12 protein-coding genes are annotated in these 14,629 nt (G+C 52.6%); 10 read left to right on the top strand and 2 right to left on the bottom strand.

Features of this window, described 5'->3' with window-relative positions; genetic code table 11:
- Nucleotides 1-70: 70 nt before the first annotated feature.
- Together QMG93_RS16065 and QMG93_RS16060 are read right to left on the bottom strand one after the other, a co-directional pair.
- Nucleotides 71-1,072 carry an inorganic phosphate transporter gene (locus QMG93_RS16065; RefSeq protein ID WP_281938144.1) on the bottom strand — a complete coding sequence of 334 codons (1,002 nt, stop codon included), beginning with the start codon at nt 1,070-1,072 and terminating at the stop codon, nt 71-73.
- Nucleotides 1,073-1,129: 57 nt separating this feature from the next.
- Nucleotides 1,130-1,750: a DUF47 domain-containing protein gene (locus tag QMG93_RS16060; protein ID WP_281938142.1), complete on the bottom strand. Its 621-nt coding sequence runs from the start codon at nt 1,748-1,750 to the stop codon at nt 1,130-1,132.
- Between the two features lie 314 nt (nt 1,751-2,064).
- On the opposite strand from QMG93_RS16060, the gene QMG93_RS16055 reads away from it, so the two are divergent.
- The 10 genes from QMG93_RS16055 to QMG93_RS16010 all read left to right on the top strand — a co-directional run.
- Complete coding sequence (locus QMG93_RS16055) at nt 2,065-3,324, top strand: amidohydrolase (protein WP_413789302.1); 1,260 nt, start codon at nt 2,065-2,067, stop codon at nt 3,322-3,324.
- A 36-nt stretch (nt 3,325-3,360) separates the two neighbouring features.
- On the top strand, nt 3,361-3,855 hold the full coding sequence (locus QMG93_RS16050) for a DUF5590 domain-containing protein (protein WP_281938138.1): 495 nt from the start codon (nt 3,361-3,363) through the stop codon (nt 3,853-3,855).
- A gap of 264 nt (nt 3,856-4,119) precedes the next feature.
- Nucleotides 4,120-4,653, top strand: coding sequence for a hypothetical protein (locus QMG93_RS16045; RefSeq protein WP_281938136.1), 534 nt, complete (start codon nt 4,120-4,122; stop codon nt 4,651-4,653).
- Nucleotides 4,646-6,145: an AAA family ATPase gene (locus QMG93_RS16040; RefSeq protein ID WP_281938134.1), complete on the top strand. Its 1,500-nt coding sequence runs from the start codon at nt 4,646-4,648 to the stop codon at nt 6,143-6,145. Before QMG93_RS16045 ends, QMG93_RS16040 begins: the two co-directional genes overlap by 8 nt.
- A 216-nt stretch (nt 6,146-6,361) precedes the next feature.
- Nucleotides 6,362-8,239 carry an N-acetylmuramoyl-L-alanine amidase gene (locus tag QMG93_RS16035; protein WP_281938132.1) on the top strand — a complete coding sequence of 626 codons (1,878 nt, stop codon included), beginning with the start codon at nt 6,362-6,364 and terminating at the stop codon, nt 8,237-8,239.
- A 13-nt stretch (nt 8,240-8,252) separates the two neighbouring features.
- Complete coding sequence (locus QMG93_RS16030) at nt 8,253-8,861, top strand: GerMN domain-containing protein (protein WP_281938130.1); 609 nt, start codon at nt 8,253-8,255, stop codon at nt 8,859-8,861.
- 44 nt (nt 8,862-8,905) lie between these two features.
- On the top strand, nt 8,906-11,659 hold the full coding sequence (locus tag QMG93_RS16025; protein WP_281938129.1) for an S-layer homology domain-containing protein: 2,754 nt from the start codon (nt 8,906-8,908) through the stop codon (nt 11,657-11,659).
- A 169-nt stretch (nt 11,660-11,828) separates the two neighbouring features.
- Complete coding sequence (gene nth / locus QMG93_RS16020; RefSeq protein ID WP_216792168.1) at nt 11,829-12,536, top strand: endonuclease III; 708 nt, start codon at nt 11,829-11,831, stop codon at nt 12,534-12,536.
- Nucleotides 12,537-12,557: 21 nt separating this feature from the next.
- Nucleotides 12,558-12,830 carry a hypothetical protein gene (locus QMG93_RS16015; protein WP_010501064.1) on the top strand — a complete coding sequence of 91 codons (273 nt, stop codon included), beginning with the start codon at nt 12,558-12,560 and terminating at the stop codon, nt 12,828-12,830.
- A gap of 100 nt (nt 12,831-12,930) precedes the next feature.
- A partial coding sequence (locus tag QMG93_RS16010; RefSeq protein WP_281938126.1) for a dynamin family protein occupies nt 12,931-14,629 on the top strand: 1,699 nt, incomplete at its 3' end.

Here is a 14,629-nt window from a genome sequence, read left to right as displayed (position 1 = left end):
AGCTTGACAGAACGTTGTTCTGAAGCTCTATCCTTTTTATATTTGCCGGATTGCCCGGGCTTGTCCGTTCTTATGCTACAAGCGCGAACAAAATTTTATAAATGATAAAAGCAAGAACCATACTGATCGGAATGGTAATCACCCACGTCAGGACCATACGGGTGACCGTCCCCCATTTTACATCATGAAACCGCATCACAGAACCCGTTCCGATAATGGAAGACGAGATGACATGTGTCGTCGAGAGCGGCATGCCAAGATGCGTAGATATCTGAATAACGATAGACGAGTTCAAGTCCGAGGCGAAGCCGTTGATCGGTTCGATTTTCAGCAGCTTTTTGCTCATCGTCTTGATAATTCTCCAACCACCGATGGAGGTTCCCAGCCCCATGGCTGTCGCAGCAGCTATTTTAACCCACATCGGAACATCTAAATTGTTTTGATATCCTAATGCGACGAGACCGAAGACGATAATCCCCATCGCTTTTTGCGCGTCGTTACCTCCGTGGGAGAAAGACAGCAGGCCTGCTGAAAGCACTTGGAAGCTCTTGAAGGTACGATTCATCTTCGAACGGGATTGGTTGCCGCTAACCAAGATAAGCTTACGGATGATCCACATGACGACGAAGCCCGTTGCGAAAGCGATAATCGGCGAAAGGACAAGAATCAGCACGATTTCTTTAAATCCGGACCAATTGAGCGCCCCGACTCCCGCTCCCGCAATGACCGCTCCGGCGAGAGAACCGATCAGCGTATGGGAGGAAGACGAAGGGATGCCATAGTACCAAGTCAGCAAATTCCAGATAATGGCAGACAACAGCGCGGCAATAACGATATATACGCCGTTGTCGATCGTAGCGGGATTGGCGACCTTACCTCCGACCGTTTTGGCGACCTCCGAGGAAAAGACCGCACCGATGAAGTTCAATATCGCAGCATAAAATACGGCAAAACGGGGCGATAACGCCCGGGTTGAAATCGATGTAGCGATGGCGTTGGCCGTATCATGGAAACCGTTAATAAAATCGAAGAGCAGCGCCAGAGCTACGATGATTATGATAGTGGTTAACATAGTTTCCTCCTAGGCAGGCTGAGTCGTACCCATGTTCCGAATTGTAAAACGGTCCTGTTAAGAATACCGCAGGACTACGCTATCCAAAATGTTGGCTACGTCTTCGCATGCGTCGGTCGTTTGCTCCAGGCGCTCGTAAAGTTCTTTTAATTTAAAATCGTGATAAGGATCTTTAGGGTGGGTGAATATCTCGCGAATGCCTTCTCTCATAAGGCGGTCGGCTTCATTTTCCAAACTGTTGATCTGTACGGTGTGCTCGGTAATTTGCATATATTTTTTCTTGGACAGCAGCTTGAAGGAGTCCAGAATATGCTGACAGCTTGCAACGAGCACGGCGGAAAATTCTTTCATATATTTATCCGAGGCGGTTATGTTCAAGTAATCGAAACGGGCGATCGTAGCTTCGATCCCGTCGAGCACGTCATCCACTTTGGAAGCCAGCTCCAAAATATCTTCGCGGTCCAGCGGCGTGATGAACACTTTGTTCAATCCTTTGAAGATTTGGTGTGTGATTTGGTCTCCTTTGTTTTCGAGTTCTTTCAGCTGCGGGTAAAACGTAGCCGGCGGCTCGCTACCCATGACGGCGTTCCGAAACATCTGTGCGGCGTCAAGCGTATTTTCCGACGCTTTAATGAGCAGCAGCAGAAAATCGGTGTCATTCTTTTTTGTAAACAACATACAGTTTTGGCCTCCCAGGTAATTGAAGATTTACAAGAAATTAAAATTAAAAGAAAGAAATATGTAGAAAAAACGCGCCAATTCACACAAAATTAAAAATAACATAATCAAACAACGGAATGCAATTCTTAGTTTATCCATTTTACCATATGTTCATGAATCTTTAGCTATGTAAGCGTATTACCCCTGGAGGGTATAGTCAGCTTGATTTTTGTACTCCGCAGGGTGTACATTGAAAACGAGATTGTATTTGAATTGGGAGGGGATTGTGTCCGGTGAAGAAAACAATTATTGAAAACGGAACGTTTCTAACGATGAATGAAGAGGCGCCTATCATCCAAGGGTGCATGGTCATTGAAGGAAACCGCATTACATATATCGGAGAACAGGCGCCGCTTCCTGCGGATTCATACGACGAGCGTATCGACGGCTCGGGCAAGCTGTTCATGCCGGGGCTCGTCAATACGCACGGGCATGCCGCGATGTCGCTGCTTCGCGGTTACGGCGACGATATGGCCCTTCAAGTGTGGCTTCAGGAGAAAATGTGGCCGATGGAAGGCAAGTTCACGGCCCAGGATGTACGTGCAGGCACCCGTTTGTCCGTGCTGGAAATGCTGAAAGGCGGAACGACGACCTTCGTCGATATGTATGATCATATGAACGAAGTCGCGAATGCGGCGGTCGAGAGCGGCATCCGCGCCTGCCTTACGCGCGGCGTGATCGGGCTGTGCTCGCGGGAGGTACAGGACGCGAAGCTGGCCGAGGCGATTGCTTTTGCAAAAGATTGGCACGGCCAAGCGGACGGCCGCATCACGACGATGATGTCGCCGCATTCTCCTTATACCTGCCCTCCGGATTATATCGAACGTATTGTGCAGGCGGCGCACGACTTGAATTTGCCGATCCACACCCACATGTCGGAGACGGCCAGAGAAGTGCAGGAAAACGTCGATCAATACGGATTGCGTCCGGTAGCGCATTTGGAGAAGCTCGGCGTATTTTCCCGTCCGACTCTCGTAGCTCATGGCGTACACTTGACAGACGAAGAGATCGAAGTGCTGAAACGGTACGACGTGCGTATTTCGCACAACCCCGGCAGCAACCTGAAGCTGGCTAGCGGCGTAGCCCGCGTGCCGGAGCTGCTCAAAGCGGGCGTTCTCGTATCCCTGGGTACGGACGGAGCCGCCAGCAATAACAATCTGGACATGCTCGAAGAGGTGCGGCTGGCCGCCCTGATTCATAAAGGCGTATCCGGCGATCCGGTTGCGGTATCCGCTTCGGAGGCTTTGAAGCTTGGCACGCTCGACGGCGCCCGTTCGATCTGGCTAAACGACGTCGGTGCGCTTCAGCAAGGAATGAAGGCCGACTTTATCGCGCTTGATATCGATCAGCCGCATTTCTACCCACGGACCAATTTCATCTCGCACGTCGTTTATTCTGCCGTTTCCAAGGATGTAACGGATGTTTGCATCGACGGACGTTGGGTTGTCCGAAAAGGCGAATGCCTGACGATGGACGAAGAAAAGGTCAAATTCGAGGCGCAGCAAAGCTTCGAGCGTTTGACGGCACTATAAGCGTCTCAACACGACAAGGCAGAAAGGAGGCCGCCGGTGCGCAAAGCATGGAAGATCACAATCATTGCCGGGGCCGCGGCAGTTGTGATTGTGACCGGAATGAGTATGGCTTTTAACTTTATTATGGATAAGGAATGGACGGAGCAGCGCGCTGCCGTCCTTACCGCTTACGAGAAAACGATATTGACCAAAGCGGATAAGGTCGAACGGTTCGTTGCTGAGAAGCCGTATACGGTTATCACCGGGGAAGATAAAATCGGGCAGCCGGTGTATGTATGGGTAGGTCAAGACGAGATCCATACGGAAATGGGCAGTGCAGGAATCGATGCGGAACAGGCTGAATCGAAAGTGAAAGCGGCGCATCCGGAAGCAAAGGTACTCCGGACGACTACGGGAATCCGCAACGGCCAGCTGGTCTGGGAAGTATTTTACAAGCTGAAGCCGGAAGGAAAAGTGGAACAGCACTTTTACGATTATTACGCTTTTAAGGACGGCCAACCGATCGATACGCTGCGCTTGACTATTCAGTAGCACGATCCGGCGATCAAACGCTAAAATCAGCCGCGGAAAACGCCGAACGAAGCGGCATCCTCCGCGGCTGTTCTTTATGGTTCGCTTGCAAGCGGAGTCCAAAGAGCAGTGAAGGCACACAGGGCCATTCATTCAATTGCCACACATTGCATCAACATTCGTATATACGATGTGATATACTTACGTTATGGCTAAAACGTATAGATGGGAAACTTCGTCGGAAGCTTTTTCACATGAATTTATAGAAAGGGGGACGTATAGTTGATGAATATGAAACTACGTCTCTTGCCTGTCGTATTGAGTGTTCTTGTGTCGGCAACGCTGCTGTTCGGCGGTTATTTTGCTTACCGGACATTGGCGATGGAAAGTCCGCTGCAGAAGGTCGTCTCCGGCATTTCCGGGGTTGAGCTGGTTTCTATGGACTTAAGCGGGCCGGATGCCCGGATGGAATTGAAACTCGCACCGGGTACGAACCTGCGTGAAGTATATAGCAAGATCCAAACCGATGGTCGTTCGACGCTTGGAACCAAGGAATTGAAGCTCAAAATCGTGAACGATCCGTCACCGAAGTTGGAGCAATGGTGGTCTTCCGCTTTGTTCGAGGTGGCTCAAGCCATGGAAACGAAGCAGTATGCGCAAATCCCGAAAACGCTGCAGGCTCAGGGCGGCGAGGGGATAAAAGCGTCCACCGAGATGGACGATAAATACGTGTACGTTACGCTATCGGACGGCACGACAAGCAAATATGTCATGCTGCCGAGAACGCCTGCCAAACTGGGGGTGTGGCCGAATGAGTAAGTACGGCAAAGAGATTTTGCTGGGCTTTATCCCGGTACTTGTAATTTTCCTGCTTTATATCGGAGTCAATCTGTTTCCTATCGTATTTATGGCCGCGATCTTGGGTACCTTTTTGTATATGGCCCGCGCTCGCGGAGGGCTAAACGTAGGCTCGGAGCGCAAATCGCGCGGTAAAACGCCGGGTTTCCTGACGTTCGACGATATCGGCGGACAGGATCGGGCAAAGGGCGAGCTGAAAGAGGCGCTTGATTTTCTGATCCGTTACGACGATATTAAAAAGCTCGGTATTCGCCCGCTGAAGGGCATTTTGCTGACCGGTCCTCCAGGAACCGGGAAAACGTTGATGGCAAAGGCTGCGGCGCATTACACGAATTCCGTGTTTTTGGCGGCATCCGGCAGTGAGTTCGTTGAAATGTATGTCGGCGTCGGGGCGAGCCGTATCCGCGACTTGTTCAAGGAAGCCCGCTCGCGCGCCGCGAAGGAAAATAAAGAGAGCGCCATTGTATTTATCGATGAGATTGACGTGATCGGCGGCAAACGGGACGGCGGCCAGCACCGGGAGTATGACCAGACGCTGAACCAGCTGCTCACCGAGATGGACGGGATTCATACGAGCGATACGCCTCGCGTATTGATCATTGCGGCCACGAACCGCAAGGAAATGCTGGACGGCGCGCTGCTGCGACCGGGACGGTTCGACCGTCATATCGAAGTCGATTTGCCGGACAAGAAGGGCCGGCTGCACATCTTGAACATTCATGCTAAAAACAAGCCGCTGGCCGAAGGGGTTGACCTGGACGCCATCGCGCGGGAAACGTTCCATTTCTCCGGCGCACAGCTGGAAAGCGTTATGAACGAAGCGGCAATATATGCTATGCGCGACGAATCGGATGCAATCGGACAGCAGCACTTGTCGCTGGCCGTCGATAAGGTCATGCTCGGCGAGAAGACGGACCGTGAATCGAATAAGGAAGAGCGGGAACGCGTCGCGCTTCATGAGCTTGGACACGCTATTGCCGCCGAGCTGGTACGTCCTGGCTCCGTCTCTCAGGTGTCGCTCAGCCCTCGCGGGAAAGCGCTCGGTTTTGTGCGTCATAATCCGCAGCAAGATCAGTATTTGTACACGAAAGCGGAGATCGAGCAGCAGATTATGGTTGCACTAGGCGGCGCCGTAGCGGAGGAAATGTTCTACGGCGGACGAAGCACCGGCTCGCGCAACGATTTCGAACAGGCGCTGAATATGGTGCGTACCATGATGGACTCAGGGCTTACAAGGCTCGGAATCATTGACCGCGAGATGGTCACGAAGCAGGAGCTTATGAAGGAAAATGCCGCGATTTTGGACGAGCTGACGGAGGCGACCCGGCGCATGCTGGAAAGCCATAGAACCGTATTCGAACAATCGCTTGATATTTTGATTGCTGAAGAAGTGCTTTCCGGGGACCAGTTCCGCGAGCTCCTTAAGCAATCGTCGCAAGTTCAAATTGCCTGAAAATCATCGAGAACCGAAGCCGAAGGCGAGAAGCCTTCGGTTTTTCGTATTTCCTCACGAATTCTACGAAATTTGCCGAACGTGCAACTTTTTTGATAGAATTTAGTCTAATATATTGGTAGTTTTCGTCACGGTATTCTTTTTGTTTGCTGGAAATTGCAATCACTTCCAGCTTTCTACATAAAGCAAAAAAATTAAAAGATTTTGAGGTGCAAAATGAAAATTTTAACGGCTTGGTTCACCCTATCGATCGCGTCGCTCCTGTTGCTGCCGGCCGTAGGCTCGGCTGCCGCTCCGTCCAAGTCACCTACGCCGAAGTCGTCTAAGCCGCCCGCGCCGCCAATTCAGTTGGTTTTAAATGGAAAAAAACTCGCGCCGGAAGTTGCTCCGCGCAACGTGGACGGGAATGTCATCGTGCCCGTTCGTATCATTGCGGAAGAGCTCGGTTCCAAGGTTACATGGGACGAGAAGCAGCGAAAGGTTACGGTAGTTAAAGACGAAACCAGTATACAGCTGTTTATTGACAAAAAGAACGCAACGGCAGGGGGGAAATCGTTTCAGCTTGAGGCGGCGCCCACGATCATCGAGGGCAATACGATGCTGCCCGTACGATTCGTAAGCGAGCAGTTAGGGGTAAAAGTATCATGGGAGGAACCCACCCAGTCGGTTATTCTGGCAACGCCGGAAAAGAGTAAAGACGATAAGGCTCCTTCAAAAACGGACAAGCCAGGGGTAAAAGAACCCAGCGTACCGGCCGACGGCAAGCCCGCTTCCTCGTTCGATCCGGACGCTACGGTGAAGGCAGGGGATAAGCCGGACAGCGAAAAGAAAGCTGGGAAGGACAACGGCACCTCACCTGGCAGTACCCCCGCAACGGGAGGCACGTCGCCAGGGAAAGGCGGTTCCGGGCCGATGCTGGCCTGCGTTCCCACGGCCGGGGGCATGCAATCGACTAGCGGCGGTACAACAGCGGCCGCAGGAAGTCAACAGGCAGCGACCGGTGGCACGCAAACGGCTGCTGGAGGCAATCAGCCGGCGAACGGCGCTGCGCAGACGGTGTCTGGCGGCGCTCAAGCCTCTAGCGGAGCTGTGCAAGGGGCTGCAAACGGAGCGGATCAGCCGGGAAGCGGGGCCCAGCAGACAACGAGCGGGACGCAGCCGCCGGTCGCGGGCAAGCCGGAGACGGATGGCGACAAGAAAGCGACGAACGGCGTGGTTACCGTACAGTCGATTTCGCTGCAAGGCGACACGTTGACCATCAAAACGTCGGATTGCGCCAGAAAGCCAAGTATATTCCGTTTGGCCAATCCGGACCGGGTCGTTCTTGACCTGCCTAACGCGCAGCTTGATCCGGCGCTTATGGCCAAGCTCAATCCGCAAGGCGAAGGAACTTTGCCGGATAAGAGCGAATTTGTCACACAAATTCGTTATTCGCTATTTTCAAAAGAAGCATCTATCGTTAGAATGGTATTAGATTTGCCGCAAAAGGGAGAGCTTCGCTTAGCCTCCGTGCAGCAAAACGGGGAAATTACCGGAAAAGTATCTTTCGGTAAAACCCGCTACCGGGTCTACATCGATCCCGGACATGGCGGCAAGGATAACGGCGCCAGCTCGCTGAATAAGCGACACGAGAAAGATTTCGTTCTGTCGCTCGGCCAGAAGGTGACGGCATTACTGGAGAAAGAACCGAAGATCGAAGTGACGATGACCCGCTCGAACGACACGTTCATCGAACTGGACGAACGCCCGAACATGGCAAACAATGCCGATGCCGATTTGTTCGTCTCGATTCATGCCAATTCCGCGGGGAGTGAAACCGTCGGCGGGACAGAAACGTATTATTGGACGGAGCAAAGTCTCGATTTTGCCAAGCTGATGCATAAGTATCTTGTCGAGGCTACCGGTTTTCCGGACCGCAAAGTGAAGCAGGAGCGTTTTGTCGTTATCAAAAAATCCACCATGCCGGCCGTGCTGCTGGAGGTCGGCTTCTTGACGAATCGATCGGAAGAGGAACTGATGTATCAGGATGCATTTCAAAACAAGGTCGCCGCATCCATCGTGACTGCCATCAAGAAGCAGTTGAATCTCGAGTAAGGAGTGGGTGACAATGCACAAGACATGGCAAAAAGGAATGGCTGCTGCGGCAATCGCAGCCCTGCTGCTGGCAGGCTGCGGAACAAGCAAAGCGCCGTTACAAGGCACCGCAGAAACACCGCCCTCCAAGAGCGGACAAACTGCACAGGCTGGGACGGATGGAGATAAGACGACAACTCAGACGACCCCGTCGGAGACGTCGACCCCGAAGGTGGACCCGGAAAAGAAAGAGCTGAAGATTAAAGCGTATTACAGCGATGCCCAGCTTGAAAAACTGGTTCAAAAAGATGTGACGATCAATTTTAAACAAGATCAGGACAAATATTTGGCCGCGCTTAACCAGTTGAAGAAAAGCCCTGACGACAAAACGATTCCGTTATTTAAAGGGTTTACGTACAAAAGTGTCGCGTTGAAAGACGGTCAACTGAACCTTGACGTATCCATCGCAGATGATGGAAGGTTAGGATCCGGAGGAGAAGAGATGCTGCTGGATGCGCTGCAAAAGACGATGTTCCAGTTTTCCGAAGTCAAATCCATCGAAGTGCTGGTAGACGGAAAGCAGGTCGAAAGCCTGATGGGACATATGGATCTGCCGCATCCGATCAAACGCAGCCAAAGTTAACGTACATCATGAACTAACATAAGTCGATCGAGAGGAGCTATTTCATGAAAAGCATCAATTCCAGACAAGCACGCAGATTGGCGGCAGCCGTTTTGGCGCTGTCGCTGGCGTTCGGAAGCCCGGTCTTTGCCGCCGCGGCTGAAACCAAAAGCAACATTTCGACGGGAAGCTCCGTAAATTCGCAGCGCTTTACCGACGTCGGGGACCAGCACTGGGCGATCAAGCATGTCACCAAGCTGGCTTCTCTCGGGGTGATCGAAGGATATGAAAAAGGGGAATATCGTCCGGAAAACTCCGTATCCCAGCAGGAAGTCATCGTTATGGCACTGCGGTTTATGGGCCTCGAATCGGAGGTAGCGAAGAGCAAGGCGGGAACAGCGCTGCCTTTCGCTGTAGACAATTTCTTCAAGCCGTATGTTGCCTATGCAATTGACCACGGCTTAATTAATATTCAAGAGGAAACGGCAGACGGCTCAAATGCCAAGACGGCTTGGGGAGCTAAGGAAGCGTCCCGCGAATGGGTGGCCAAGCTGGTCATCCGCGCCATTGGGAAACAGGAGCTGGCCAATCAGCAGGCGCAATCCTCTTCGTCATTTACGGACAGCAAGAATTTCTCGTCGTGGGCGTCCGGTTATATCAACGCGGCGGTATCGCTCAAGATCGTACAAGGCTTTGAGGATAACAGCTTCAAGCCGAAGGATAAAGTTACTCGCGCCCAAATGGCGACGTTCCTAAGCCGGGCGGATAAAGAAGCGACCTCCCGCTCCTCCCGGGTTGTTTCGGGATATGTGATGGAAGTAACCGACCGCAAAATTAGCATACTGAATGCCAAAGGGGAAACGACGGAATACACGCTGTCTTCCGATACGGCCCTCTATAGCGGCAAAGACGACAGCCGGATTTCGCTGTCCAACATTAAGCTTACAAACGAAGTGTACCTTGTGCAAAATCAAGGCGCGGCACTGTACATAGAACTCACCAACGATCAGCAGAAGATGGAAACCTACGAAGGAACGCTGGCGGAAATATTCACCGACCGGATGATGGCCTCGATTCAGCGGAACGGAAAGAACGAGCTGTACGATTTGTTCCCGACCGTCACGGTGATGGATAAAGACGGCCGCGGCCTGAGCTTGAGCTCTTTGACGCCGGGAAGCATCGTCGAATTGAAGAAGAACACGCTGCTGAAAGAATCGAAGATCTCGCAAATCGTACTAAAGCAGACCCCGGTCAGCAAAACGTCTGAAGGTACGGTGCTCAGTCTGAACAAAGATTCAAACCAAGTGACATTCTTGGAGCAGGGGACCGGGCAGAACGAATCGTTTACGCTCACCGCGCGTACGGTCGTGAAGCTGCAGGACGGCACGACGACCGACCTTTCGAAGCTGCGCGTCGGCGACGCGGTCAGTTACGAGGTGAAAGCGAACGAGCTTCAAGTTGTTTCCGTGAAGAAGCCGGCTGATTTTAGCCAATCCGTCGAAGGAACGATGGCGAGCTTAAGCAGCGACAAACGGATCTTGACGATTAATAAAGCAGGCGGTTCGCTAGGAGCCTATCATATCGCTGACAATGCGATTATAACGATTGACGGGTTGACGAATCCAAGCTTGTTCGACATTGAATCCGGTGACCAGTTGAAGATGGATCTGGTAAACGATAAAATCGTCAAAATTTCCGTTACCAGCCGTTCGGTCAAGCAATTCGTATATGCGACGATCCTTAGTTATGACGCCAATTCCAAAGTGGTGACGATCAGCACCGAGAGCGACGGAGTAGGGGCATACCGGCTGACGGATAATACGACCATCCGCTTTATGGGCGGTCCGGTACAGCAATCAAACTTCCAGAGTACGTTTATAGGCAACGGCAACGACAAGAAAAGAGTGGACCTGAAAGTATCCAAAGATAAAATCGTGCAAATCGAATCGACAATGAATGTGGAAGGCACGATCGCTCAAATCAATACGAGCAATATTACAAACGACTTGACTATTCGTACCGCCGGGGGGCAGAACTTAACGTTCAAAGTCAATTATGGCGCGCCGGTGGAAATGTTTAACAAAACGAACGGCACCATTACGGACCTGAAAGTCGGCGATGCGATCCGTTTGACGCTTACAGGGAATCAGGATTTCGTAACAAACCTGATGGCTAAGAAAAAGGGCGTATACAAAGTGCTGGTCACCAACTCTAGCACGAACCAAGTCACCGCGAAAGACGAGACAGGCTCGCAGCTAACGTTTAAAGTGGAAAACAACGATCAAATTATTAACCCGGGCAAGCAATCCCATGCCTTCTCGGATATTTTGATCGACGAGTATGTCAAAGCCAGCTTTAGCGGTACCAAGCTCGATAATCTTCAATTGCTCAATTCGGTGCGCGGCAAAGTAACGAATGTGGACGTAGCGGCAGGCACATTGACCGTTCAGGACTTCCAAGGCAACATCCAGGTGATCACGGTCGGACAGCAGTTCACCATCAGGCAGAATGCCAATACGTCCGCCGCGTTGAATACGATCAAGCAAAATGACCGGGTGGAGATTATCCGGGACGCGAACGATAAGGCGATCATTCAAGTGGCGACCGCGACGAAGCGGACGGTATCCTCTTACGATACGGTGCTGAATCAGTTGCTTCTGAAGCCGACGGCGAATAACGATAAAACATCGTACAATTTATTCGCCAAAGCGTATTTGCACAAAGGCACGCAAACGGTGGCCCCAAGCACGTTTATGGAGAACGAAGAAGTCATGGTTTACGTGATCGACGATAAAATTTTCGAAATTGAAAAGCCCTAATCGGTTTATTTGAAACTTTTATCCGGTTTGAGCCGTCTGTGTAGTGAGAACTTCTCGCTGCATAGGCGGTTTTTTCGTAAAAAGTTCGCATTTTGTCGGCATTAGTCATTGATTCGAATGCTGTGTTTCGGTAAACTGTAAGAAACAGGCGAAAGAAAGGACAGGGAGCATGAATCAGACGCAAGCGAGAACCATACTGGATACGATTGCCGATATGTTCCCGGATGCCCATTGCGAGCTTAACCACTCGAATGCGTTCGAGTTGACGATCGCCGTCCTGTTGTCGGCCCAATGTACGGACGAGACGGTCAACAAAGTAACCGCCACGTTGTTTCAGAAGTACAAGAGGCCGGAAGACTATTTGGCCGTACCGCTCGAAGAACTGGAGCAGGATATTCGGCGGATCGGTTTGTTCCGGAACAAAGCCAAAAATATTCAGGCTTTGTGCGCAATGCTTTTGGACAAGTATAACGGGGAAGTACCCCGAGAACACGAGAAGCTGGTGGAATTGCCAGGCGTCGGACGAAAAACGGCGAACGTCGTCGTTTCCAATGCTTTCGATGTGCCTGCGATAGCCGTCGATACGCATGTGGAACGGGTATCCAAACGGCTCGGGCTTGCCGGGGTTAACGATTCGGTGCTCGAAGTGGAAAAAAAGCTGATGAAACGGGTGCCGCGCGAAGAATGGACGCAGACGCATCACCGGCTTATTTTTTTCGGACGCTATCACTGTAAAGCGCAAAACCCCAAATGCGAGGTTTGCCCGCTGATCGATCTTTGCCGAGAAGGTAAAAAACGAATGAAATCGAACTCGAATAGGAAGCCTATACCAAAAGCGAAAGCGGCTGTCAAAGCTGCAAAAACTAAAGAGGCGTAATACGAAAGGATAGGATTAGAGATGAAATGCATATCGGTTTACACCAGCGATTTTGAACTGTTTTCGGATATTTACGAGAAAGTGCTTGAGACTCCTTTGCAGGAAAACGAAGAGAAGCAGGTTGAAGGCGTCGTTGTAACGGAGTCGGGCAGCGTACCGGAAAATTACTTGAACCGCATGAAGCAGCGTCCGGAAGTTGTCGTTATGAAAGTGAAGGATAAAGACATTACGATTTTGCAGCATCGCGATGTTTTCGAAATATTTATCCCGGAGACGGAAAATATGGTACACTAAAAACCGAAGCGATTCGGTTTTTTCTTTTTGTGGAGAAAACAAAAGCTAGCCGAGAAGCGCTTCGTTTTAGACAGAAGGATGAACAGGGGCAGGAGAAACGATGAAAAGCGAATTGACTATAGCAGAAGCAATGTCTGTAGAAACAGGGAACGAAGAGGGGCTGCAAGGCGGGGCTCCGCAGGATGAAATGCTTGCCGCCGTTCAAGGGCTGCTAGCGAAGGTAGAGCAAACGGGGGACGGAGAGCACGGAAAGAAGCTGCGGCAGCTGTTGGCGAAAGCGCAGAGCGAGCGGCTTTATTTGGCGTTTTGCGGGCACTTCTCGGCTGGGAAGTCGAGTCTGATCAACCGGCTGTGCGGTCATATGCTGCTGCCGTCGAGTCCGATTCCGACGAGCGCGAACATTGTGAGTATCGTGAACGGGGAAGCCGGGGCGCGGGTCATTTACCGCGACGATGAGGCCGGCAATCAAGCTCACGGGATGGGCGAACCGCGGTCCGAAACAGTGCCGTTGGACGAGTTGGCGGAGCATTGCCGTAACGGTGAAGCGATTGAAACGGTGGAAATCCGCTATCCGATCCCGTTTCTGGGAGAGCATGCGGCGCTGCTGGATACGCCGGGCATCGATTCGACGGATGACGCGCATCAGCTGGCGACGGAATCGGCGCTGCATTTGGCTGACGTTGTGTTCTATGTCATGGATTATAACCATGTGCAATCGGAAATTAATTTGGCGTTTGCGAAAAAAATGATAGAGTGGGGCAAGCCGCTCTATTTGATTGTGAACATGATCGATAAGCACCGGGAGCAGGAGCTGTCGTTCGCCGCATATCAGGAAGGCGTGCGCGAAGCGTTCGCCAGTTGGGGCGTGCGTCCGAACGGAATCGTCTATACGTCGGTCAAAGTGCCGAATCATCCGTCCAGCGAGTGGAGCAAGCTGGATGGGCTGCTCGGGCAGTTGATCGAGCTGCGGCAGCCGCTCGTGCGGCTCAGCCTCGAGAAGTCGGCGCGGGCGCTGGCAACCGCGCACGCAGAGAAGATGGCCGAGCGCAATGAGCCGGCAAAAGAAGCGCTGCGGGAGCAGCTCGCTGCCTCCGGCGAGGATCTAGACGCCGTCCAGGCGGAATATGCGGAGGCAGGCGCCGAGCTGGCGCGGCTCGAATCGCTGCCTGCGGAGCTTCAGGCAGCTGTGCGCAAAGACGTGGCGGCGGTGTTGGACAACGCCAACGTCATTCCTGCCGTGACGCGGGACTTCGCGCACGTGTATTTGGAAAGCCGCCGACCCGGCTTCAAGGTAGGCTGGTTTGGCGCCGCCGCGAAGACGGCGGCGGAACGGGAGCAGCGGCTTGCTGCGCTGCATAAGGATTTTGCGTCGCAAGTGGAGACGCAGGTGGCCAGACACGTGCAGCAGACGGTCAAAGCGAAGCTGGAAGGCCACGGCCTGCCGGCCGGGGCCATTACCGAGGCGGCCGACCGGATCAACGTGGAGCTTACGCCGGAATGGCTGGCCGGTCAGGTGAACGAGGCCGCGGTGTTCGGAAACGAGTATACGTTGACGTACTCGAAGCAGATTGCCGCGGAAGCGAAAAGCTTGTACCGCAGGGAGGCGTACGCCATCAGCGACGAAGTGATCGCGGCGCTGGCGGCAGCCCTGCAGCCGCGCCTCGCGGCGCTGCGCGAGCAGCTCGCCGAGCTCGACGCGCGGCTCGCGGGCCTGCGCGAGCTGGAGCGCCTCGCGCAGGCCGAGGCCGCCTACGGCGCCGCGCTGCTCGCGCAGCTGCCGGCCGCGGCTGCGCCGGCGC

The organism is Paenibacillus tyrphae (assembly GCF_027925525.1).
Taxonomy (GTDB): domain Bacteria; phylum Bacillota; class Bacilli; order Paenibacillales; family NBRC-103111; genus Paenibacillus_G; species Paenibacillus_G tyrfis_B.
Note: the sequence above shows the minus strand (reverse complement) of the source record. Positions and strands in the feature narration are given on the sequence as shown.

What these genes read in the sequence shown, in the direction of transcription:
- QMG93_RS16045 (WP_281938136.1), top strand. Translation starts at nt 4,120, where the DNA reads ATGAATATGAAACTACGTCTCTTGCCTGTCGTATTGAGTGTTCTTGTG.
- QMG93_RS16025 (WP_281938129.1), top strand. Translation starts at nt 8,906, where the DNA reads ATGAAAAGCATCAATTCCAGACAAGCACGCAGATTGGCGGCAGCCGTT.
- QMG93_RS16055 (WP_413789302.1), top strand. Translation starts at nt 2,065, where the DNA reads ATGAATGAAGAGGCGCCTATCATCCAAGGGTGCATGGTCATTGAAGGA.
- QMG93_RS16030 (WP_281938130.1), top strand. Translation starts at nt 8,253, where the DNA reads ATGCACAAGACATGGCAAAAAGGAATGGCTGCTGCGGCAATCGCAGCC.
- QMG93_RS16015 (WP_010501064.1), top strand. Translation starts at nt 12,558, where the DNA reads ATGAAATGCATATCGGTTTACACCAGCGATTTTGAACTGTTTTCGGAT.
- QMG93_RS16035 (WP_281938132.1), top strand. Translation starts at nt 6,362, where the DNA reads ATGAAAATTTTAACGGCTTGGTTCACCCTATCGATCGCGTCGCTCCTG.
- QMG93_RS16065 (WP_281938144.1), bottom strand. Translation starts at nt 1,072, where the DNA reads ATGTTAACCACTATCATAATCATCGTAGCTCTGGCGCTGCTCTTCGAT.
- QMG93_RS16060 (WP_281938142.1), bottom strand. Translation starts at nt 1,750, where the DNA reads ATGTTGTTTACAAAAAAGAATGACACCGATTTTCTGCTGCTGCTCATT.
- nth (WP_216792168.1), top strand. Translation starts at nt 11,829, where the DNA reads ATGAATCAGACGCAAGCGAGAACCATACTGGATACGATTGCCGATATG.
- QMG93_RS16040 (WP_281938134.1), top strand. Translation starts at nt 4,646, where the DNA reads ATGAGTAAGTACGGCAAAGAGATTTTGCTGGGCTTTATCCCGGTACTT.